This is a genomic window from Variovorax sp. ISS6 (assembly GCF_056523145.1).
In genome coordinates, this window is sequence record NZ_JAWRZC010000002.1 from 1558111 (window position 1) to 1580345 (window position 22235).

Consider the following 22235-nt stretch of genomic DNA (forward strand, 5'->3'; position numbering starts at 1 on the left):
GCCTACTCGTCGAACAGGCGCGACTGCGAGGAGGTCAGCGCCGAGAAGCTCTCGCCCATCGGCTGCAGGATCGCATCCGCGATCGGCCGCAATTGCTTCGCGAGGTAGTGCTCGTAGTCGATGCGCGACTGCCGCGCTTCCAGCGGCTCGGGCCCGTTGCGCGTCATCACGTACTGGATCCAGCCGCCGTTCTGGTACTGGCGCGGCCGCTGCGCCCGGTCGTTGAATGCGTCGGCGATGCGCGCCGCGCGCACCTGCGGCGGCACGTTGACCTGGTAGTCGTCGAGCCGATGGCGCAGGCGCTTGCGGTAGATCAGCAGCTCGTCCTTGGCACCCGCCAGCATCGAGCGCGTGTAGTCGGCGACGAAATCGCGGTAGGGCTCGTCGTGGAAGATGCGCGACAGCAGTCCTTCCTGGAACTGGCGCGCCAGCGGCGTCCAGTCGCTGCGCGCCATCTCGAGGCCGCGATAGACCATCTCCTCCCGGCCCTTGGCATCCACGCTCAGGCCCGCATAGCGCTTCTTGCTGCCGATCTCCGAGCCGCGGATGGTGGGCATGAAGAACTTCTTGTAGTGGGTGTCGAACTCGATCTCGAGGAAGTTGCGCAGTCCCTGCTCGTCGTGCAGGGTGCAGGTCCACCAGGCATTGATCTCGGTGGTGAGCGCCGCCGCGATGGCGTGCGCGTCCTCGCTGGAATGCGCGCGCTTGAGCCAGATGAAGATGGAGTCGGTGTCGCCGTAGATGACCTCGTAGCCGCGTTCCTCCACGAAGTCGCGCGTGAGCCGCATCATCTCGTGGCCGCGCAGCGTGATGGCGGACACCAGGTCGGGATTGAAGAAGCGGCAGTCGGACGCACCCAGCACGCCCGCGAAGGAGTTCATGAGCAGCTTCAGCGCCTGCGACAGCGGCTCGTTCTTCGCGCGCTTGGCCTCGTCGCGCGCATGCCAGAAGGTGCTGACGATCTCGGGCAGGCAGTGCCTGTCGCGCGAGAACAGGGTGCCGTTCGGGCCCTTCACGCCCGCGGCCGGGTCCTGCGCCCGCATGCCTTCCACCAGGCCCACGGGGTCGACGAGGAAGGTGCGGATGATCGATGGATAGAGGCTCTTGTAGTCGAGCACCACGACCGAGTCGTAGAAGCCGGGCTTGGAGTCCATCACGTAGCCGCCCGGATAGGCCTTGCTGAGGATCTCGCCGACGTTGGGCGCCACGTAGCCCAGCCGGTGCATGCGCGGCAGGTAGTGGTGGCTGAACGCGGCGATGGAGCCGCCGAAGTGGTCGGCCTGCAGGCCCGTGGTCTGGGCGCGCTCCAGCACGAAGCTCAGCAGCTTCGTCTTCTCGAAGATGCGCAGCACCAGCTCGCAGTCGCGGATGTTGTAGGTGGCGAGCGCCGGCTTGTCCTGCTGGTAGCGGCGCTCGATCTCGGCCATCTTGTCGTACTCGTCGCCGATGGCCTTGCCTTCGCCGAGCAAGGCCTGCGACACCGACTCGAGGCTGAAGGACGGAAAGCTCCACATGCCGGAGCGCAGCGCCTCGATGCCGTCGATGATCACGCGGCCCGCGGTGGTCGCGAACAGGTAGCCCTGCTTGCCCGGATGCGTGCGCCATTCGAAGGGCCGGCGCTCGCGGCCCGGCAGCAGCGGCGCGCCGGCGGTGTCGGCCGTCTTCTGCAATACCCGCAGGTCGAACTGGATCACGCTCCAGCCGACGATGACGTCGGGGTCGTTGTGTTCGAACCAGTCGTTGAGGCGCTCGATCATCGCCTTGCGGCTGGCGCAGTAGACGAGCGAGAAGTCCAGCGGCTCGCTCGCCGCCTGCGCGGGCGCTTCGCCCAGCATGTAGACCACGCGCTCGCCGGTGCCGTCGAGCGCGATCGAGTACAGCTCCTCGTGCTGGCTGGTCTCGATGTCGAGCGACACCACCTTGAGCCGCGGCCGGTAGGCGGGCGCGGGCTTGAGCCTCGCATCGACGAGGGCGGCGCCGTCGGGCCTGCCGCCTTCCACGAGCGCGCCCGCGGTGATGAAGCGCTCCATCAGGTAGCGGTCGTGCGGCCGGACGTCGGCTTCGAGCAGTGGAATGCCCTGCGCCTCGAGCAGGCGCACCAGCCGCTTGAGCTGGCGGAAATGCGTGACGTAGACGCCGACGACCGGCTCCTGCCCGAAGGTCTTGAGCGCGAGTTCGCGCAACTGCAGGCCCGGCAGCTCCGGGGCGTGCGCTTCCACCGCCAGTCTGTGCTTCGCCGCCACGAAGGCGACCGAGGTCTGCGCGTTGAGCAGCACCTTGCGCGGGCCCTCGTCGGTGGCGAGCCAGAACTCGATCTCGGTGCCGCCGGGCGCATCGCGCCAGCGCCGGGTGAGGATGAATCCCTGGAGTTCGGAGGACGGCACGGGAGGCTGGAGATCGGGTGGAGCGGGAACGTGATGGATTTTCACAGGGCCGCGCTTTGCTTGCGCCTGGCCGTCGCAGGGCGCGGCGGCATGCTGTCCTTCATGGCCTCCTTGAGAATCCCGAACACGCGCCGGTCGCCGAGCTGCGCGGCATTGAAGCGCACGAACGCGCCGGCCGTCTGCGAGACGCTGAAGACATTGCCGGGTGCGAGCACGACCTTCTGTTCCATGCAGCGCCGCGCCAGCACCGCGGAGTCGAGACCAGCGGGCAGGCGGCACCAGAGGTAGAAGCCGCCGCGCGGCGCGAGCCAGGGCTCGATCCCCAGCGCCCTCAGGCGCTCGGTGGCGTCCTTGCGCGCGCGCATGAGGCGCTGGCGCACCTCGTCCATGTGCTTGCGGTAACTGCCGCCGGCCAGCACGCCGGCGATCAGCTCGGTGGCCACCGGGCTCGGGCCGCCGAACTGGGTCGCCACCTGCAGGTCGACCAGCCCGTCGATCCAGTCCCGGCGCGCGGCGATGTAGCCGCAGCGCACCGAGGCCGAGAGCGTCTTGGAGAAGCTGCCGATGCGGATCACGCGCTGCAGGCCGTCGAGCACCGCGAGCCGCGGCGAGGGCGAGGGCTCGAAGTCGGCGAAGACCTCGTCCTCGACGATGGTCATGCCCTGCGCCGCGGCCGCGCCGAGCACGCGGTGCGCGGTCTGCGGCGAGATCGTGGCGCCGGTGGGGTTGTGCAGCGCCGAGTTGGTGATGTAGAGCCGCGGGTTCTGCGCCAGCGCCTGCGTGAAGGCCGCGACGTCGGGGCCGGTGGGCTTGAACGGCACGCCGACGATCTTCGCTTGATGCGCGCGCAGCAGCGCCTGGAAGTTGAAGTAGCAGGGATCGTCCACCAGCACGGTGTCGCCGGGCCGCAGCAGCAGGCGGCAGATCAGGTCGATGGCCTGCGTGCCCGAGGTGGTCAGCAGCAGCTGTTCGGGCGTCGCGGCGATGCCCTCGTCGGCCAGGCGCGCCAGCAGCAGGCGGCGCAGCGCGAGTGCGCCGCGCGTGCTGCCGTAGTCGGCCAGCAGCGCGTCGTCGGCGCGGCTCAGCGCGCGCAGGCCCTTGCGCAGGGCGGCGTGAGGCATCCAGTCGGCCGGCAGCCAGCCGCAGCCCGGCATGAGAAAGGAACCATCGGCATCCAGCGACTGGCGCGAGACCCAGAAGGGATCGACGTCGCGTTCGCGCGGCGCGCCCATCTCGGCCAGCGCCATCGGCGGCAGGTTGGCGCCGGTCACGTAGAAGCCCGAGCCGCGCCGCGCGCGGATCACGCCCTCGGCCTCGAGGCGGTCGTAGGCCTCGACCACGGTGGAGGGCGAGACGCCCATGGTCTCGGCGAAGCTGCGCACCGAAGGCAGGCGGTCGCCTTCCACCAGGGCGCGGTTCGCGATCTTGGCGCGCACCGCCTCCATCAGCGCATCGGTCCGCATCGTTGCCTTCACACCGTTCATCCTCGCCGCCTTCCGGGTGACTGTGTGGCCGGGATGAGCCATACAGTTTGCGGAAATTGTATGCCTCTGTGCCTTCCCGCCAGGGCCCGGCCCAGATACGCTGGGCGGATGACAAGCGAAGGTTCTCGACGACATTCGGCCGGCTGGGGCAGCGGCCTGCTGGGCGTGCTCATCTTCAGCGGCTCGCTGCCCGCCACGCGCGTGGCCGTGGCCGATTTCTCGCCGTTGTTCCTGACGGGGGCGCGCGCGGTGATCGCCGCTTTGCTGGGCGCGGTGTTCCTGTTCGCGCTGCGCGAGGCGCGGCCCAGGCGGGCCGACCTCGTGCCGCTGACCTTGGTGGCGATCGGCGTGGTCGTCGGTTTCCCGCTGCTGACCGCGTTGGCGCTGCAGCACATCGATGCCGCGCATTCGGTGGTCTTCGTCGGGTTGCTGCCGCTGTCGACCGCGATCTTCGGCGTGCTGCGCGGCGGCGAGCGGCCCAGACCCGCCTTCTGGCTGTTCTCGATCGTCGGCGCCGCGGTGGTGGCCGGCTTCGCGCTGCACGGCAGCCGCGGCGGCAGCCTGCAGGGCGACCTGCTGATGATCGCGGCCATCGTGGTGTGCGGACTCGGCTATGCCGAAGGCGCCACGCTCTCGCGCCGCCTCGGCGGCTGGCAGGTGATCTGCTGGGCGCTGCTGCTGTCGCTGCCGCTCATGGGGGCCATCGCGCTGTTCACCCTGCCGCACGCCTGGGACCGCATCGGCGCGCCGGCCTGGGCCGGCCTCGCCTACGTGTCGGTCTTCAGCATGATGATCGGCTTCGTCTTCTGGTACCGCGGCCTGGCGCTGGGCGGCATCGCGGGCGTGGGGCAACTGCAATTGCTGCAGCCCTTCTTCGGCCTGCTGCTGGCCGGGATGCTGCTCGGCGAGCCGGTGGCCTGGACCATGATCGCATCGACCGTGGTCGTGGTGTTCTGCGTGGCGGGCGCCAAGCGCTTCGCCTGAGCGGTCGATGAGTTCTTCCGCGATCGAGATCGGCGCGCTCGCGCCGCTGAGCCGGCCGGGCTGGGTCGAGGCGGGCGAGCATCTGCTGGCGGGCATGGAACTGGCTGCCCTCGAGATCAATGAGGCAGGCGGGATCGCGGGCAGGCTGCTTCGATTGGTGGTGAGGGATACGGCGGCCGATCCGAACACGGCAATGACTGCCGTGGACGAACTGGCCCGCCTCGGCGTGGTGGCGCTGGCCGGGGAGTACCACAGCGTGGTCGCCCGCGCGGCGGCCGCGCGGGCGCATGCGCTCGGCCTGCCGTTCCTCTGCGCGTCGGCGGTGCTCGATGCGCTGTGCGAACAACCGAGCCGCTGGGTGGCGCGGCTGGCGCCGGCGCAGTCGCACGGCTGGCGGATCTATGCGGACTTCCTGCTCGGCGAGGGCCATCGCCGCATCGCGGTCGCGGCCGATGCCAGCGTCTATTGGGCGGCGGGCACGGTGATCCTGCGCGAGCACTTGGCCGCGCGCGGCGGCGTGTTGATCGAGCTCGATGCGCGTGCGTTGTCGCCCGCGGCACTGTGCGACCAGCTGTTCGAGCAACGCGCCACGGCCGTCCTGATGCTGGCCGGCCACCCCGAGCCGGCCGTGCCCATCGTCAAGGCCGTGCGCCATGACTCGCGGCTGGCCGGCATGCGGATCGGCGCGCCGGCGGGGCAGCCCGAGTTCGCCGAGTGGATGGCGGCGCTGGGCGCGGATGGCGCGGCGATTCCGTTTCTTCGCTATCTGCCCGAGCGTCTCGGTTCGTCAGCCATGCGCATCGAAGCGGCATTGCGCGAGCGACTGGGCGTGGCGCCTTCGTTCGTCGCCTTCGAGGGCTACGACGCGATCGCTGTGCTCGCCGAAGCGATGCGATCGCACGGTGCGCGGCGCGAAGGCATTGCCGATGCATGGTCGCACGTGAGCTTCGAGGGCAGCCGCGGTTCCTTCCGGTTCTCGCGCGTGCCGGGCATCGATGTCCTGCAATGGGCCTGGCCGCCGGTCCAGGTCGTCGAGCGCGATTCCTCGCAGCCCGATCGCTTCAGGGTGCTCCACACCGGCGCCTGACGAATGGCGGAAGTCAGGCGGCGCCCTCTGTTTAACGCGGGCCGGCCTGTTGCCCCGTCTCGACCACGAAGGCATGCAGTTCGGCGAGCTTCCCGTCGCGAAAGCGCCAGACATCGCAGTAGCTGTGATGGGTCGCCTTGCCAGCCTCGTCCTTCAGAGTGATCTCGCCGATGGCCGCCACGATGTCGCCCTCGGCGACCAGCCGGTGCACGTCGAACCGGGGCGGCTCCTTGTACGTCCGGGCCATCCACTGGCGAACGGCTTCCTTGCCGTCGAGCGTCTGTTCGCCCACGAAGGTCCACTGCGTGTCGTCGGTGCAGGCACTCAGAAAGCCTTCGTAGTCGCCTTCGACGATGGCCGCGTTGGCCTGCTCGAGGACGGCCTTGTTCGTCTGTGACATCCGGAACTCTCCTTCGTTGAACCAGGAACAGGTTCCGGTTGTAGAGCTCCGGCGCGTCGCGATCGTCGGCCCATGGGCAACGATGACGTACGCGATCGGCTGACAGCTAGCGCAGGTCGAATCCGAAATGCAGGCCGCGCGCGAGCAGGCCGTTGCGGAAGTAGAAGCGCTGCGCCAGCGCGTTGTCCATGCCGGTGTCGAGCGTGAGGCGCGTGCAGCCCGCTTCGCGGGCCAGCGTCTTCAGCGCGCCGAGCAGCGCGCTGCCCACGCCGCCGCCGCGCTCGTCCTGCGTGGTCACGAGGTCGTCGACATAGAGGAAGCGCCCGTGGATCAGGTTGCGCTGCAAGCGGTAGCCCGCGAAGCCGCACGGCGCATCGTGCCGCCAGGCCACGAGCGTGCGGTAGCCCTCGCGGCGCTGCTCGGCCACGACCTGCTGGAAGGCCTCGGGGCTCGCGAGGTGAGGACGCAACTGGCGCACCATGGGATGGCAGGCGAGAAGGTCCGCATCGGATTCGACGGGGCGGAAGTGGATCGGGGTGGCGGTCATGAGGGGCAAGGTCCATGAAAGGGGTCGAGGCAGTGTGCGTCCGCATCGCGCCTTCCGGTTGGACCACGTTCTTCGAATCTGGCTGGACCATCGCCCGCTGGATCGACGCCGGCCTTTCTTTCGTCTGTCTTTCACCGTTGCGTGGTGCAAGCCCCAGTTCGCGGGAAGGTCCCCGATGGCAACATCCGGGCATGCAACTGCTGCTCGTGGAAGACGACTTCGACCTGTCGGGAATACTGTCCCGCAGCCTGTCGTCGCGCGGCTTCGAGATCCTGTGCTGCAGCGATGGCGCCGAGGCCCTGGCGGCGGCGCGCAAGAAGAACTTCGACATCATCGTGCTCGACCTGTCGCTGCCCGGGCTCGACGGCCTGGAGCTGTTGCACCGTCTGCGCGGCGACGGGAACGCGACCCCGGTGCTGATCCTGACGGCCCGCGGCGCGGTCGGCGACCGGATCGCGGGGCTCAATGCCGGCGCCGACGACTACCTCGCCAAGCCCTTCGACCTCGAGGAGATGATCGCGCGCGTGGGCGCGCTGACCCGCCGGCTCGGCCGCAATGGCGAGCTGCGCTGCGGCCGGCTGCGCTACGAAGCCGCCGCCAATGTCTTCTACCGCGACGAGAGCCCGCTCGAGCTGTCGCAGCGCGAGGCCGACCTGCTGAAGAAACTGATGTCGCGCGTCGATCGCGTGGTGCCCAGGGAGGAGCTCAGGCAGGCGGTGTTCGGTGCCGACACGGCGCAGTCGGAGGCCATCGACCTCGTGGTGCACCGGCTGAGGAAGAAGCTGGTCGGCGCCAGCGTCGAGGTGCTCAACTTGCGCGGCGTCGGCTATCTGCTGTGCGACGACACCTCCGCGGCGGCGCAACGCCCGGTCGGCGGATGATGCGCTCGTCCCGGCCGCCGCGCGCCGTGTCGCTCCGGCGCTTCCTGCTGCTGTGGCTGCTGGGCGGCCTGTGGCTGGTCGTGGCCTGCATCGCGGCGTTCCATCTCGTGGCGGCGCTGATCGAGCTGGCGCGGGCGCAGGACGCGCGGCTGGTGGCGGCGCTCGGCGCTTCGGGGCAGCCCGGTGTCGGTGCCGTGTTCGAGCGGACCGGTTCGCTCGACGGCAGCCGGATCGCCGGCGACCGCATGCTCGAGGCGTTCCCTTGGGTCGCGAGCCTGCCGGCGTCGGGCGCGCCGCGCCTCTATGTGAGCCAGCGCGGGGACGTGGCGGTGCGTGCCGCGGCGGCCTTGCGCGAGGACGCGACCCAGTCCGGAGGGAAGGTGGTGGTCCAGGCCGCGGAACCGATGCGCGCGCGCTTCGCCGCCTGGGACCGGATGCCGCGGCAACTGCTGGGCTGGCTCGCCGCGGCCGCCCTCGGCATGTCGGCCGTGGTGGTCTCGGCGGTGGCCATGACCTCGCGCTGGCTGGCGCGCGCGCGCCGCGCGCTCGATGCCCCGCAGCTGGACATGGCGCTCTACGACGGTCCCTCCGAGCTGCGCCCGGCGATGGCGCGCATGCATGAGCTGCACCAGCGGCAGCGCGAATGGGTCGAGCAGCAGCGCCGCTTCCTGGCCGATGCCTCGCACCAGCTGCGCACGCCGATGTCGGTGCTGCGCACGCAGTTGCAGTCGGCGATGGCGGGCGACGTGCCGGCCGGCGAGGTCCTGCCGCAGATGCTGCACACGGTCGACCGCGCGACGGACATGGCCAACCAGCTGCTGAGCCTCAGCAAGCTCGAGCAGGTCAAGCGGGCGGGGCGCCTGCAGGCGGTGCTGCTGCATGCGGCGGCCGTCGACGCGGTGATGGAACTCGCGCCGCTCATCGCGGCCAAGCGGCTGGACTTCGCGCTCGAGGGCGACGAGCAGCTGGGCGCCACCGGCGATCCGCTGATGCTCGGCGAGCTGCTGCGCAACCTGCTCGCGAACGCGATCCATCACACGCCCGATGGCGGCCGGCTCGGCATCCTGGTGCGCGCCTATGCAGCGACGGTGGAGCTCGTGGTGTGGGACGGCGGCCCGGGCGTCGACGATGCGCTGCGGCCGCGGCTGTTCCAGGCGTTCTCGGCCACCAAGGGCGGGGTTGGCCTGGGCCTGTCGATCTGCCGCCAGATCGCCGAGGCCATGGGCGCGTCGATGGAGATCTACAACCGCGTCGATGCCGGGCGGGTCATCGGCGTGGACGCCGTGGTCCGCTGGAGCCAGGCCCCCTGAACGCGGCCGGCACCCATGCCGGCCGAACGAAGCCCCCGCATTCCTTCCCGTTTCTTCACGGCCCGCGCGTGGCCGGGGACGCGTGTCGCCCTTTTCTTTTCGATCCCACTCCAAGGAGATATCCATGAACAAGACAAATGCCCTCGCGGCCCTCGCGCTGGCCGCCGGCCTGTGCGCGCCGGCCGTCCATGCCCAGGGGGCTGGCCAGCTGAACGTCATCTGCTCCGTGCAGGACGAATGGTGCTCGCTCATGAGCACCACCTTCGCCCGCAGCTCGGGAATCAAGGTCAATGTGCTCAAGCGCGGCAGCGGCGAGGCGCTGGCCCAGTTGCTGGCCGAGCGCGGCAACCCGAAGACCGATGTCTGGTTCGGTGGCACGGGCGATCCCCATCTCCAGGCCGCGGAGCAGGACCTGACCCTCGCGTACAAGTCGCCCTCGCTGCCGCAGCTGCATGCCTGGTCGCAATCGCAGGCCGAGCAGTCGCAGTGGCGCACCGTCGGCGTGTACTCGGGGCCGCTGGGCTTCGCCTACAACACCGAACTGCTGGCGAAGAAGAAGCTGCCCGAGCCCAAGTGCTGGAAGGACCTGCTGTCGCCGGGCCTGCGCGGCGAGATCCAGGTCGCCAATCCCGCGAGCTCGGGAACGGCCTACACCATGATCGCGACCCTCGTGCAGCTGATGGGCGAGGACAAGGCCTTCGACTACATGAAGGGCCTGCACCGGAACGTGAGCCAGTACGCGCGTTCCGGCACCGGCCCGATCAAGGCCGCGGCGCGCGGCGAGACCACGGTGTCGATCAGCTTCGTGCACGACGCGCCGAGCGAGCAGATGCAGGGCTTCCCGATCGCGACCGCGACGCCCTGCGAGGGCACCGGCGCCGAGATCGGCTCGATGTCGATCATCAAGGGCGCGCGCAATCTCGAGAATGCCAAGAGGTTCTACGAATGGGCCCTGACGCCCGCGGCGCAGCAACTGGCCGCGGCGGCGCACCAATACCAGCTGCCGTCCAACAAGTCGGCCACGCTGGACAGCCACATCCCCGACTTCCGCAAGATCCGCCTCATCGACTACGACTATGCGAAGTACGGGCGCTCGGCCGAGCGCAAGCGCCTGATCGAACGCTGGGAGCGCGAAGTCAATGGCCAGTCGCGTTGAACGGATCCGCATGAAGCTCGATCCTCACAACAGGCCGATCGCGCTCTGGTCGGTCGTCGGCCTGCTCGCCTTCTGCCTGCTGCCCTGGCATGCCTTGCCCGATGGCCTCGCGGGACTGCAGGGCGTGGGCGAACTGCTCGCGGGCCATGACAGCTCCTCGGCGCTCGCGCAGGTGCTGCTGCATCGCCGGCCCTGGCTGGCCCTGGCCGCCTGGCCGCTGCTCGCCGGCCTGCTGGCGATGCGGATGGCGCCCGGTGTCGCGCAGGGACGGCTGCTGGCCGGTTGCGGCGCGCTGGGCGTGGCGGGCGTGCTGCTGCAGGGTTTCGCCATCGGCCTGCCCGCCGCCGACCCGGCGCCGGGCCTGTTCGCGGCGGCCGTCGCCGCCGGCCAACCGGGCTTCGGCTGGGGCGCGATGCTCGTGCTGGGCGCGCTGCTGATGCTGACCGCGTTCGGCGCGGCGCGCACGGGTGCGTTCCGCGGCGACCTGTTCGTCGCGGCGGCCGTGGTGGGCGCGGGCAGCCTGCTGCTGGCCTTCGTCGCGCTGCCGGTGTTCCGCTCGCTGGCCGGCGCCTTCCTCGACGACGGCGGCCAGTTCAGCGCCGGCGCCTGGTTCGCGCGCATCGCGAGCGAAAGGATCTGGGGCGTCGGCTGCCTGCATTCGGCGCGCAGCTGCGGCGTTGCCTGGAATACGCTGGCACTGGCCACGCTGACCGGCGTCACGACCACGGTGCTCGGCACGCTGCTCGCGCTGGTCGAGAACCGCAGTGCCTCGCGGATCCGGCATGCGCTGCGCTTCCTCGCGCCGCTGCCGATCATCACGCCGCCCTTCGTGGTAGGGCTGGGCCTGATCCTGCTGTTCGGGCGGGCGGGGCTGGTCAACCAGCTGATCGAATGGGCCTTCGGCATCGAACCCACGCGCTGGTTCTACGGCTGGTTCGGCGTCTGGCTCGCGCAGCTGTTCGCCTTCACGCCGATCGCCTTCCTCATCGTGCGTGGCGTGATCGAGGGGATCAGCCCCTCGCTCGAGGAGGCCTCGCAGACGCTGCGCGCCGATGCCTGGCGGACCTTCCGCCATGTCACCTTCCCGCTGATGCTGCCGGGCCTGACGAACGCCTTCCTGGTCGGCTTCATCGAGAGCATCGCCGACTTCGGCAACCCGATCATCGTGGGCGGGCAGTTCTCGGTGCTGTCCACGGAGATCTTCTTCGCGATCGTCGGCGCGCAGTTCGACCAGGGCCGCGCGTCCGCGCTCGCGCTGATCCTGACCGTGTTCGCATTGGGGGTCTTCGCGGTGCAGCGCGGGATCCTGGGCCGCAGGAACTTCACCACCGTCTCGGGCAAGGGCGACGCGGGGCTCTCGATGCGCCTGCCCGACGGTCTGCGGCGCGCCGCGCTGTGCGTGGTCGTACCGTGGCTGGTCTTCACGCTGGTGGTCTATGTGTTCGCCTTCTGCGGCGGCTTCGTGCAGACCTGGGGCCGGAACTACACGCCCACGCTGGCGCACTTCCGCACGGCCTTCTCGGTGGTGGTGGAGGGGGGCGCGGTGCAATGGGCCGGCGTGGCCTGGGATTCGCTCTTCACGACGGTGCGGCTGGCGGCCGTGGCGGCGCCGCTCACCGCGGGGCTGGGCCTCCTGATCGCCTGGCTGCTGGCACGCGTGCAGTTCCGCGGGCAGGGCGCGTTCGAGTTCTCGGCGCTCATGGCCTTCGCGATCCCGGGCACGGTGCTGGGCGTGAGCTACGTGCTGGCCTTCAACGCTCCGCCATTCGAGATGACGGGCACCGGGCTGATCATCGTGCTGTGCTTCATCTTCCGGAACCTGCCGGTGGGCGTGCGCGCGGGTTCGGCGGCCTTCAAGCAGCTCGACAAGTCGCTCGACGAGGCCTCGCTGATGCTGCGCGCCTCGACCGCGCGCACGCTCTGGTCGGTCACGCTGCCGCTGCTGAAGCCGGCGCTCGCGGCCTCGCTCATCTACAGTTTCGTGCGTTCGATGACCACCGTGTCGGCGGTGATCTTCCTCGTCACGGCGCAGACCGAGCTGGCCACCACCTTCATCATCGGCCGCGTCGGCCAGGGCGACTACGGCGTGGCGCTCGCATACAGCACCGCGCTGATCGTGCTGATGGCGGTGGTCACCGGCCTCGTGCAATGGCGCGTCGGCGACCGCAGGCTGGGCCGCAGGGCCGCCACGGCCCGGCGCCCGGACACCGGGGCGGCCGACGCACGGCATGCGCCGGCGGCCACCTGAAGCATCTCAATCGGAGAAGAACATGTACGGCATCGAATTCAGGAACGTGTCCAAGAACTATGGCACCGGCGCCCAGGCGCCCATGGTCGTGAAGGACATCAGCTTCGGCGTGCCCCGGGGCACGCTCACCACCATCCTCGGCCCGTCGGGCTGCGGCAAGACCACGACGCTGCGCATGATCGCGGGGCTCGAGACGCCGAGCGCGGGGCGCATCTTCATCGACGGCGTGGACGTCACGACCCTGGGCGCGGCGCAGCGCAACGTCAGCCTGGTGTTCCAGAGCTATGCGCTGTTCCCGCACATGAGCGTCATCGAGAACGTCTCCTACGGGCTGCGCATGTCGGGCTTCGCGAAGGCGCAGGCGCGCGAGAAGGCCGCGCTGATGCTCGAGACCGTGGGCCTGAAGGGAATGAACGAGCGCATGCCCAGCGAGCTGTCGGGCGGGCAGCAGCAGCGCGTGGCGCTGGCGCGCGCGCTGGCGCTGGAGCCGGCGGTGCTGCTGTTCGACGAGCCGCTGTCGAACCTCGACGCCCGGTTGCGCCGCTCCATGCGCGAGGAGATCCGCGCGTTGCAGCAGCGGCTGTCGCTCACGGTGGCCTACGTCACGCACGACCAGAGCGAGGCGCTGGCGGTCAGCGACCACATCATCGTGATGGACCAGGGCGCGATCGCCCAGCGTGGCGCGCCGCACGAGCTCTACGAGTCGCCGCAGTCGGAATTCGTCGCGGGCTTCATGGGCGAAGCGATGCTGTTCGACGGCGTCTGCGATGCGCGGCGCCAGGTGATGCTGGGCACGCTCGGCGTGACGGCGCCGGACGGCATCGGCGCGGGGCCGGTGAAGGTGGCGGTGCGGCCCGAGGCCTGGATCATCCGGCCGGTCTCGAACGATGGTCTCGCGGCGCGCGTGCTCAAGAGGACCTATGTCGGCAGCACCGTGGAATACACCTTCTCGAGCGGACTCGGCGAGATCTTCGTCGTTTCGCCCGAGGTCAGGCAGTCGCTGATGCCCGGCGCGCCCGTGAGCCTGCACCTGGCGGACCACGGCGTTTCCATCGTGGCCGCGGCAACTTAGGGTTTCGCTGTTTCGCGCGCCGGCGCCACCATGTTGCGGCAGGCGATCAGGTAGGCCTGCTCCGTGCTCTGGATGTGCTCGCGCAGGATCGCCTGCGCGCGCGCCGCGTCGTTGGCGCGGATCGCGTCGACCACCACGCGGTGGTTGTCCTGGCAATGCGTGACCTGGCTGTTTTCGGCCGGCAGCCGGTAGCGCAGGGCGGTGAGCTGCGCCGCCACCAGCATGTAGGCGGACTGGATGTAGCCGTTGGCGCAGCTCTCGATGATGGCGTTGTGGAACTCGGTGTCCAGGCGCGGGAACTCGTCGTGCTGCTGCTTCGAGAAGGCGGCCGCCATGTCGTCCAGGCATTTCTCGAGCGCCTGGATCAGCGCCTCGGGCCGGTGCTCCATGCCGTCGGCCAGCGCCTCGCATTCGATCATCGAGCGGAAGCGGCAGATGTTCGCGACCTCGGCCTCGCCGAGCTGAAAGACGAAGGTCCCGCGCTGCGGATGGACCTCGACCAGCCCTTCCATCTTGAGGTGCAGCAGCGCCTCGCGCACCGGCGTCTTGCTGATCCCCAGCGTGGCCGCCAGCACCGACTCCGACAACGCCTCCCCGAAGCCCAATTCGCCCCTGACGATGGCGGCGCGGATCTGGTCGATCGCGAGTTCGGTGAGCGATTTGGGCCGCTCGACCTTGACGGAGAGGGCGGATTGACGGGGCGGGGCCATGCGCGATCCTAACAGGACCGGCCCTCGGGAAATACCGGATCTGATCTCTGGCGTTTAATATCTGGCATCTGATATATTTGTTGCCACAGATCAGGAGACAAGATGAATGCAGCAATGGACCGGCTCTACCGGTGGTTCGAGCACGCGCTCGTGGGCGGCCTGGCCGTGATGTCGCTGATGGTGTTCGCCAACGTGGTGCTGCGCTATGTGTTCGACACCGGCATCACCTTCACCGAGGAGGTGTCGCGCATGCTGTTCGTCTGGCTGACCTTCATCGGTTCGATCGTCGCGCTGCGCCAGGGCACGCACCTGGGCATGGACACGGTGGTCAGCCGGCTGCCGCATGCGGGCAAGCTGGCCTTCTTCGTCCTGAGCCACCTGCTGATGCTGGGCTGCATCGTGATGCTGTGGCTGGGCTGCTGGGAGCAGACCAAGGTCAACCTCGACAACCACGCGCCGGTCTCGGGCATCCCGGTGGCGGCGGTCTATTCGGTGGGGCTGGTGGCCGCGGTGCTGATGGGCATCACCCTGCTGGCCAACCTCTGGCAGGCGTTGCGCGGCGACCTCAGCGACGCGCAGCTGGTGACGGTGCGCGAGAGCGAAGACCGCGCCGCCGACTGAGCGCAAGGACAGAGGCCATTCCATGACCGTCTTCACCTTCATCGCATCGCTGCTCGGCGCCATGACGCTGGGCATGCCGATCGCGTTCGCCCTCATGGTCTGCGGCGTCGCGCTGATGCTGCAGATGAACAGCTTCGACGTGCAGATCCTGGCGCAGAAGCTGGTCGACGGCGCCGACAACTACCTGCTGATGTCGGTGCCCTTCTTCCTGCTGGCCGGCGAGATCATGAACCTCGGCGGCCTGTCGCGGCGCATCGTCGATGCCGCGATGGCCATCATCGGCCACATCCGCGGCGGCCTGGGCTACGTGGCGGTGCTCACGGCGCTGGTGCTGGCCAGCGTCTCGGGCTCGGCGATCGCCGACACCGCGGCGGTGGCGGTGCTGCTGATCCCGATGATGCGCAATGCCGGTTACGACGTGGGCCGCTCGAGCGGGCTGATCGCGGCGGCCGGCATCATTGCGCCGGTGATCCCGCCCTCGATCGGCTTCGTGGTGTTCGGCGTGGCCGCGGGCCTGTCGATCACCAAGCTGTTCATGGCCGGCATCGTGCCGGGCCTCATGATGGGCGCCTCGCTGATCGTCACCTGGTGGTGGCTCTCGCGCCGCGGCACGGTGCAGCCGGCGCCGCGCCGCAGCCTGCCCGAGATCGGCGTGGCGGTGCTGCGCAGCCTGTGGGCGCTGGGACTGCCGGTGATCATCATCTTCGGCCTCAAGTTCGGCCTGTTCACGCCCACCGAGGCCGGCGTGGTGGCCGCGGCCTACGCGCTCTTCGTGAGCACCGTGGTCTACCGCGCGCTGTCGTTGCGCGACCTCTACCGCGCGCTGCTGAGCGCGGCCATGACCTCGGCCATCATCATGTTCCTGGTGGCGGCCTCGCTGGTGTCGGCCTGGCTCATCACGGTGGCCAATATCCCCGACCAGATCGTGGCGCTGGCGCAGCCCTTCATCGAGCACAAGACGCTGTTGATGCTGGTGCTGATGGCGGTGGTGGTGCTGGTGGGTACCGCGCTCGACTTCACGCCCACCATCCTGATCCTCACGCCGGTGCTGATGCCGATCATCAATGAGGCCGGCATCGACCCGATCTACTTCGGCGTGCTGTTCATCATCAACAACGCCATCGGCATGGTGACGCCGCCCGTGGGCACGGTGCTCAACGTGGTGGCCGGCGTGGCGCGCATCCGCATGGACGACGCGATCCGCGGCGTCATGCCCTTCATGCTGGCGCAGCTCGTCGTGCTGCTGCTGCTGATCCTGTTCCCGGCGCTGGTGCTCGTGCCCGCCACCTGGTTCCGCTGACACCGTTCATTCATCCAACAAGGAGACAACAAGCATGCTCAAGAAGATCATCGTCGCGCTCGCGGCCACCGCCGCGCTCGGCCTGGCCCATGCGCAGGCCGGCAAGTTCGGCTACGGCGCCAGCGACGACAACTCGCAGGGCCTGGCGGCCAAGCGCTTTTCCGAGCTGGTGAAGACGCGCACCGGCGGCCGCGTCAACGTCAACACCTACGGCAGCGGCAAGCTCGGCACCGATGCGCAGATGCAGTCGGCGCTGCAGGGCGGCGTGCAGGAGCTGATGGTCGGCCCGACCTCGGGCCTGGTCGGCGTGGTCAAGGAATACGCGCTGCTCGACCTGCCGTTCCTGGTCTCCAGCTTCAAGGAGGCCGACTCGCTGCTCGACGGCCCGGTCGGCCAGTCGCTGTTCCAGAAGCTCGAGGCCCATGGCCTGGTGGGCCTGGCCTACTGGGAGAACGGCTTTCGCCATCTCACCAATTCGCGCCGCCCGGTCAACAAGCTCGAGGACATCGCGGGCCTGAAGATCCGCGTGATCCCGAACCCGGTCTACATCGAAACCTTCAAGGCCCTGGGCGCCAACCCGCTGCCGCTGCCCTACACCGAGCTCTATGGCGCGCTCGAGACCCGGTCGGTCGACGCGCAGGAGAACGGCCTGGGCCTGATCGAGTCGGGCAAGTTCTACGAAGTGCAGAAATACCTGACCCTGAGCGCCCACAGCTACACGCCCTACATCGTGCTGGCGAGCAAGAAGTGGTTCGACAAGCTCTCCGAGGCCGATCGCGACGTGGTGCGCAAGGCGGCCGTCGATGCCGGCACCTACCAACGGCAGATCAACCGCGAGGAAACGCGCAAGCTGGTCGACCAGATGAAGAAGCACGGCCTGCAGGTGGTCGACCTGCCGGCCGCCGAGGCCAACCGCATGCGCGAGAAGGTCAAGCCCGTGCACGAGAAGTTCACCGAGCAGATCGGCGCCGCACTGATGAAGCAGGCGCGCGAGGAGATCGCCAAGGCCGCGCAGTGAGCGCCTGAACCCCCGATTCGTTTTTCTGCCGCCCTCCGCGAGGAGGGCGGGCGGGAGCCTGCCCGCCGTTTTCCGTCTTCCAGCCCATTGCCCCATATACAAGGAGAGAGATTCATGGACACCCAGCAACTGATCGCCGCCTTCGAGAAGGTCGCCACCGCCTCGGTCGCCGATGCCGTCGACAAGGTCACCGGCAAGCGCGGCTACCTCGACCACGAGATCAAGCCGCGCATCAACGACAGGCGCGTGGTCGGCCCGGCCGCCACCGTGATCGAGGTGCCGACCGACGAGTTCGTGCCGCCGCAGCATGCGCTCGACCTGATCGACGAGGCGCCCGAGGGCAGCGTGATCTGCATCGGCATCGGCGGCGAGAGCGACGTCGCCGTCTGGGGCGGCCTGATGACCGCGGGCGCCTTCGCCAACCGCCACGCGGGTGCGCTGCTCGACGGCGGCGTGCGCGACATCGCCGAGATCCGCCGCGACTACGACTTCCCGGTGTTCGCGCGCAGCGTCTCGCCGGGCACCACGCTGGGCCGCCACAAGACCCTGAGCTCGGGCGTGCCGACCATGATCGGCGGCGTGATGGTGCACCCGGGCGACATCGTGGTGGCCGACATCGACGGCGTGGTGATCGTGCCGCTCGCCCACGCCGAGGCCGTGCTCGCGATGGCGCAGGAGATCGACCAGCGCGAGCTCGAGCAGGCCAAATTGATCGTGGCCGAGCGCTCGCTGCGCAAGGGGCTGGCGAAATATGGCCGCATCTGAAGCCACCGGCGCGGTGCAGATCGTCGCGCTCGGCGAGCCGATGGTGGAGTTCAACCAGGTCCGTCCCGGCGAGCCCGGCTACCTGCAGGGCTTCGGCGGCGACACCTCGAACGCCATCATCGCCGCCGCCCGGCAGGGCGCGCGCACCGCCTACCTCACGCGCGTGGGCAGCGACACCTGGGGCGATGCGCTGATGGAACTCTGGCGCGCCGAAGGCGTGGCCACCGACGGCGTGGCGCGCGATGCGCAGGCGCCGACCGCGGTGTACTTCGTCACGCACGACGGCGACGGCCATGCCTTCAGCTATCTGCGCGCCGGCAGCGCCGCCAGCCGCATGGTGCCGGCCGGGTTGTCGCGCGGCACCATCGAGGGCGCGCGCTTCCTCCATGTGTCGGGCATCAGCCAGGCCATCAGCGCGAGCTCCTGCGACACCGTGTTCGAGGCCATCGCCATCGCGCGCGCGAAGGGCGTGCAGGTCAGCTACGACGCCAACCTGCGGCTCAAGCTCTGGCCGCTGGCGCGCGCCCGCGCCGTGATCCGCGAGACCGTGGGCCTGTCGGCCCTGTTCCTGCCGAGCATCGAGGATGCGCAGCAGTTCACCGGCCTCGACGGCGAAGACGCCATCCTCGACTGGTGCTTCGAGGCCGGCGCGCGCACCGTGGTGCTGAAGCTCGGCAAGGCCGGCGCGGTGCTCGCCACGCCCTCGTCGCGCGAGCGCATCGCGGGCCATGCGGTGCGGGCGGTCGATGCGACCGGCGCCGGCGACTGCTTCGCGGGCTCGCTGCTCGCGCGGCTGGCCGCGGGCGACGCGATCGCGCAGGCGGTGCGCTATGCCAATGCGGCGGCGGCGCTCACGACCACGGGCTTCGGCGCGGTGGCGCCGATACCGCGGCCGGAGGAGGTGCGTAGCCTGCTCGCGCGCGTGGTCTAGGGCCGCTCAGCCGGCGGGCGAGGCTTCCAGCGCCTGCCGCAGGTCCTCGAGGATGTCCTCGATCGCCTCCAGCCCGATCGACAGCCGGATCAGGCTGTCGCCGATCATGTGCCGCGCGCGCTCCTCGGGCGTGTAGGTCGCGTGCGTCATGCTGGCGGGATGCTGGGCCAGGCTCTCGGCATCGCCCAGGCTGACGGCGCGCGTCACCAGGCGCAGCGCGTTGATGAAGCGGCGTCCGGCATCGAGTCCGCCATGGATGTCGAACGCGATCACCGCGCCCGGTTGCGCCATCTGCCGCCTGGCCAGCTCGTACTGGGGATGCGAAGGCAGTCCCGGGAACTTCACGCGTGCCACCTCGGGCCTGGCTTCGAGGAATTCCGCGACGCGCTGCGCGTTCGCGCAATGCCGGTCCATGCGCACCGGCAGCGTCTTCAGGCCGCGCAGGATCAGGTAGGCATCCATGGGCGACATGCAGGCGCCGGTCAGTTCCTTGATGCCCACGAAGCGCAGCGTCGACATCAGCGCCTTGGTGCCCACCAGCGCACCCGCGATCACGTCGCCGTGGCCGTTGATGTACTTGGTGAGCGAATGCACGACCACGTCGGCGCCGAGCTTCAGCGGCTGCTGCAGGTAGGGCGTGCAGTAGGTGCTGTCGACCGCGACCAGTGCCGTGCTGTGCGCATGGACCATCTCCGAGACCGCTGCGATGTCGACGACGCGCATGTGGGGGCTCGCGGGCGTCTCGAACAGCACGAGCTTCGTTCTCGCATTGAGATGGGCCGCCAGCTCGCCTGGCTGCGTGAAGTCCGCAACGCGCGTGACGATGCCGAAGTCGGGCAGCAGGTGGTGCACGAGGGCATGGGTGCAGCCGTAGAGCGTGAGGTCGACGAGCAGCTCGTCGCCCGGTCTCAGCAAGGTCCACATCAGCGTGCAGATCGCGCCCATGCCGGACCCGAAAGCGAGCGCGGCCTCGCCGCCCTCGAGCGATGCGAGGCGCTCCTCGAGCAACTGCACGGTCGGATTGGTGACGCGCGTGTAGATCATCCCCGGCTCTTCCTGCGCGAAGCGCGCGGCGCCCTGCTCGGCCGAGTCGAAGGCGAAGGTCGACGACCAGAAGATCGGCGGATTCAGCGCCCCTTGGTGCGCCGAGGCATCGTAGCCCGCGTGGATGGCGCGGGTCGCCAGAGAAAGGCCTGCTGATTTCATTGCGGTGTCCTGTCCTCGATGCGCATCGCATCCGATGACTCATTCTTTCCCGAACGGCGGATCGGACTGTGGAGTTATTCGCATGAAGCGCGCCCATTGATGCGGGCGGGCGCGCCCGTGCAGCGCCGAATCAGGGCGCGTCGAGCGCCTGCCTCAGATCGGCGATCAGGTCCTCCACATCCTCGAGTCCCACCGAAAGGCGTATCAGGTCCATGGTGACGTCTTCGCTCAGGCGCGCCGTCGGCGCGATCTTCTGCCGCGCGCGCATCAGGGCGCCGGGGCTCGTGATCAGCGACTCGGTATCGCCGAGGCTGATCGCGCGCGAGATCAGGCGCAGGCGATCGATCATCCGGATCGCGCCGTCGTATCCCGTCTTCAGGTCGAAGGACAGCATGCCGCTGCCATGCAGCATCTGCCGGCGCGCGATCTCGTGCCCCGGGCTGTCTTCGAGGAAGGGATAGCGCACGACTTCGACCGCCGGATGGGCCGCCAGCATCCGCGCGATCGCCAGCGCGTTCTCGCCGTGCTGGCGCATGCGCAGCTTCAGGGTCTTGAGACCGCGCAGGACCAGGAAGCAGAGCATCGGCGAAAGGGAAGCGCCGGTCATGTACTTCAGGCCGACGCTGCGGACCCTGTTCATGGTCGGCAGGTCACCCACCACGATGCCGCCGAGCAGATCGCCGTGCCCGTTGATGTATTTGGTCAGCGAGTGCACCACCAGATCGGCGCCATGGGCCAAGGGGCGCTGCAGGGCCGGGGAGGCGAAGGTCGAATCGACCACGACCCGCACGCCGGCGGCCTTCGCGATCTTCGAGATGGCCTCGATGTCGAGCACCTCTCCGGTCGGATTGATCGGCGTCTCGAAGTACACGAGCTTCGTCTTCGCCGTGATCGCTGCGGCAAGCTCCGCGGGCGACGACAGATCGACCTTGGTCACCTTGATGCCCAGGCGGGGCAGGCCTTCGTCGATCAGCGTGGTTGCCGTGGCATAGATCGTGTGGTGAACGACGATCTCGTCGCCGCTGCCCAGGAGACTGAGGAACACCGCGTTGATCGCGGCCATGCCCGAGGCGGTGGCGACCGCGGCCTGCGCACCCTCGAGGTTGGCCAGCCTCCGCTCCAGAAGATCCTGCGTCGGGTTGTGCTGCCGCCCGTAGACGTAGAGGTCGCTCTCGCCGGCGAAGATGGCTTCGGCCTCGGCATTCGTGTCGAACGCGAAGGTCGACGTCATGTAGATCGGCGGCGAGACGGCCCCGTAGGGGTCTTGCGAGCCGTAGCCGTGATGGATGGCGCGGGTCTGGAATCCCGGGGGCCGATCGAGTTCTCTTGTCATCCGATTCTCCGATGTCCGAAAAGTGGTGAAAGCCGTCAGTGCAGGATCTGGCCCAGGAACGCGCGCGTGCGTTCGTTGCGCGGATTGCCGAAGAAATCCTCGGGCCTTCCCTGCTCGATGATTTCGCCGCGGTCCATGAAGATCACGCGGTCGGCGACCTTGCGCGCGAAGTTCATCTCGTGGGTGACGCACAGCATGGTCATGCCGCTTTCCTGCGCCAGGCTCACCATGACGTCCAGCACCTCCTTGACCATCTCGGGGTCGAGCGCGGAGGTGGGTTCGTCGAACAGCATGATCTTGGGCTTCATGCACAGCGAGCGCGCGATCGCCACGCGCTGCTGTTGCCCGCCCGAGAGCTGGCCGGGGAATTTCCTCGCCTGTTCGGGGATGCGCACCCGCTCGAGGTACTTCATCGCATCGGCCTCGGCTTCGGCGCGTGGCCTCTTGAGCACCCAGGTCGGCCCCAGGACGAGGTTCTCCAGCACCGTGAGGTGGGGGAACAGGTTGAAGTGCTGGAACACCATGCCCACGTCGCGCCGAATGGCCTCGATGCGCCGCAGGTCGTCGGTCAGCTCGGTGCCGTCGACCACGATGCGTCCCTGCTGGTGCGCCTCGAGCCGGTTCAGGCAGCGGATCATCGTGGACTTGCCCGACCCCGAGGGACCGCAGACGACGATGCGTTCGCCGCGCGCGACCTCGAGGTCGATGTTGCGCAGCACGTGGAATTCTCCGTACCACTTGTTGACGCCTTGCAGGCGGATGATGGGTTCTTTCATGTCTGGAATCCTTGGAGTGCGG

At 69.1% G+C, this 22235-nt stretch carries 20 protein-coding genes; 12 read left to right on the forward strand and 8 right to left on the reverse strand.

Features of this window, described 5'->3' with window-relative positions; all coding sequences use genetic code 11:
* Positions 1–2: 2 nt before the first annotated feature.
* The gene (locus AC1HIL_RS38935) at positions 3–2384 is read right to left on the reverse strand and encodes a DNA polymerase II (RefSeq protein ID WP_479669534.1); all 2382 of its coding nucleotides are present in this window, start codon (positions 2382–2384) and stop codon (positions 3–5) included.
* A gap of 41 nt (positions 2385–2425) precedes the next feature.
* Positions 2426–3859, reverse strand: a complete 1434-nt coding sequence (locus AC1HIL_RS38940) for an aminotransferase-like domain-containing protein (RefSeq protein WP_479672812.1) — start codon at positions 3857–3859, stop codon at positions 2426–2428.
* 117 nt (positions 3860–3976) lie between these two features.
* On the opposite strand from AC1HIL_RS38940, the gene AC1HIL_RS38945 reads away from it, so the two are divergent.
* Positions 3977–4852 (forward strand): DMT family transporter, encoded by an 876-nt coding sequence (locus AC1HIL_RS38945; protein ID WP_479669532.1) that lies wholly within the window; start codon positions 3977–3979, stop codon positions 4850–4852.
* A gap of 7 nt (positions 4853–4859) precedes the next feature.
* Positions 4860–5939 carry an ABC transporter substrate-binding protein gene (locus AC1HIL_RS38950; RefSeq protein WP_479669531.1) on the forward strand — a complete coding sequence of 360 codons (1080 nt, stop codon included), beginning with the start codon at positions 4860–4862 and terminating at the stop codon, positions 5937–5939.
* Positions 5940–5970: 31 nt separating this feature from the next.
* Here AC1HIL_RS38950 and AC1HIL_RS38955 read toward each other — a convergent pair whose 3' ends face one another.
* Together AC1HIL_RS38955 and AC1HIL_RS38960 are read right to left on the reverse strand one after the other, a co-directional pair.
* Positions 5971–6339: a nuclear transport factor 2 family protein gene (locus AC1HIL_RS38955; RefSeq protein ID WP_413764691.1), complete on the reverse strand. Its 369-nt coding sequence runs from the start codon at positions 6337–6339 to the stop codon at positions 5971–5973.
* A gap of 106 nt (positions 6340–6445) precedes the next feature.
* Positions 6446–6886: an N-acetyltransferase family protein gene (locus AC1HIL_RS38960; RefSeq protein ID WP_479669530.1), complete on the reverse strand. Its 441-nt coding sequence runs from the start codon at positions 6884–6886 to the stop codon at positions 6446–6448.
* 191 nt (positions 6887–7077) lie between these two features.
* Here AC1HIL_RS38960 and AC1HIL_RS38965 point away from each other — a divergent pair, with 191 nt between their 5' ends.
* The 5 genes from AC1HIL_RS38965 (at position 7078) to AC1HIL_RS38985 (ending at position 13553) form a co-directional block, all read left to right on the forward strand.
* A complete protein-coding gene (locus AC1HIL_RS38965; RefSeq protein WP_057589912.1) occupies positions 7078–7767 on the forward strand; it encodes a response regulator transcription factor in 690 nt (229 codons plus the stop codon).
* Positions 7764–9077 (forward strand): sensor histidine kinase, encoded by a 1314-nt coding sequence (locus AC1HIL_RS38970; RefSeq protein ID WP_479669529.1) that lies wholly within the window; start codon positions 7764–7766, stop codon positions 9075–9077. The genes AC1HIL_RS38965 and AC1HIL_RS38970 overlap by 4 nt, the downstream gene beginning before the upstream one ends.
* A gap of 124 nt (positions 9078–9201) precedes the next feature.
* Positions 9202–10233 (forward strand): ABC transporter substrate-binding protein, encoded by a 1032-nt coding sequence (locus tag AC1HIL_RS38975; protein WP_261206087.1) that lies wholly within the window; start codon positions 9202–9204, stop codon positions 10231–10233.
* A 10-nt stretch (positions 10234–10243) separates the two neighbouring features.
* On the forward strand, positions 10244–12481 hold the full coding sequence (locus tag AC1HIL_RS38980; RefSeq protein ID WP_479669528.1) for an ABC transporter permease: 2238 nt from the start codon (positions 10244–10246) through the stop codon (positions 12479–12481).
* 22 nt (positions 12482–12503) lie between these two features.
* Positions 12504–13553 (forward strand): ABC transporter ATP-binding protein, encoded by a 1050-nt coding sequence (locus tag AC1HIL_RS38985; protein WP_261206083.1) that lies wholly within the window; start codon positions 12504–12506, stop codon positions 13551–13553.
* Here AC1HIL_RS38985 and AC1HIL_RS38990 read toward each other — a convergent pair.
* Positions 13550–14263, reverse strand: coding sequence for a GntR family transcriptional regulator (locus AC1HIL_RS38990; protein ID WP_057589908.1), 714 nt, complete (start codon positions 14261–14263; stop codon positions 13550–13552). The two genes, AC1HIL_RS38985 and AC1HIL_RS38990, sit on opposite strands and share 4 nt — an antisense overlap.
* A gap of 102 nt (positions 14264–14365) precedes the next feature.
* Between AC1HIL_RS38990 and AC1HIL_RS38995 the strand changes: the two genes are divergently transcribed.
* From AC1HIL_RS38995 to AC1HIL_RS39015, 5 genes are all read left to right on the forward strand, one after another.
* A complete protein-coding gene (locus AC1HIL_RS38995) occupies positions 14366–14884 on the forward strand; it encodes a TRAP transporter small permease (RefSeq protein ID WP_261206082.1) in 519 nt (172 codons plus the stop codon).
* Positions 14885–14906: 22 nt separating this feature from the next.
* Positions 14907–16184, forward strand: a complete 1278-nt coding sequence (locus AC1HIL_RS39000; protein WP_479669527.1) for a TRAP transporter large permease subunit — start codon at positions 14907–14909, stop codon at positions 16182–16184.
* A gap of 34 nt (positions 16185–16218) precedes the next feature.
* Positions 16219–17202: a TRAP transporter substrate-binding protein gene (locus AC1HIL_RS39005; RefSeq protein WP_479669526.1), complete on the forward strand. Its 984-nt coding sequence runs from the start codon at positions 16219–16221 to the stop codon at positions 17200–17202.
* 114 nt (positions 17203–17316) lie between these two features.
* Positions 17317–17967, forward strand: coding sequence for an RraA family protein (locus tag AC1HIL_RS39010; protein ID WP_057589904.1), 651 nt, complete (start codon positions 17317–17319; stop codon positions 17965–17967).
* Positions 17954–18898, forward strand: coding sequence for a sugar kinase (locus AC1HIL_RS39015; RefSeq protein WP_479669525.1), 945 nt, complete (start codon positions 17954–17956; stop codon positions 18896–18898). The genes AC1HIL_RS39010 and AC1HIL_RS39015 overlap by 14 nt, the downstream gene beginning before the upstream one ends.
* 6 nt (positions 18899–18904) lie before the next feature.
* Here AC1HIL_RS39015 and AC1HIL_RS39020 read toward each other — a convergent pair whose 3' ends face one another.
* From AC1HIL_RS39020 to AC1HIL_RS39030, 3 genes are all read right to left on the reverse strand, one after another.
* Positions 18905–20104, reverse strand: coding sequence for a trans-sulfuration enzyme family protein (locus AC1HIL_RS39020; RefSeq protein WP_479669524.1), 1200 nt, complete (start codon positions 20102–20104; stop codon positions 18905–18907).
* A 130-nt stretch (positions 20105–20234) separates the two neighbouring features.
* Entirely contained in the window at positions 20235–21437 is a 1203-nt protein-coding gene (locus AC1HIL_RS39025; protein ID WP_479669523.1) for a trans-sulfuration enzyme family protein, read from the reverse strand.
* 35 nt (positions 21438–21472) lie between these two features.
* Positions 21473–22213: an amino acid ABC transporter ATP-binding protein gene (locus AC1HIL_RS39030; protein ID WP_479669522.1), complete on the reverse strand. Its 741-nt coding sequence runs from the start codon at positions 22211–22213 to the stop codon at positions 21473–21475.
* Between the last annotated feature and the right edge of the window lie 22 nt (positions 22214–22235).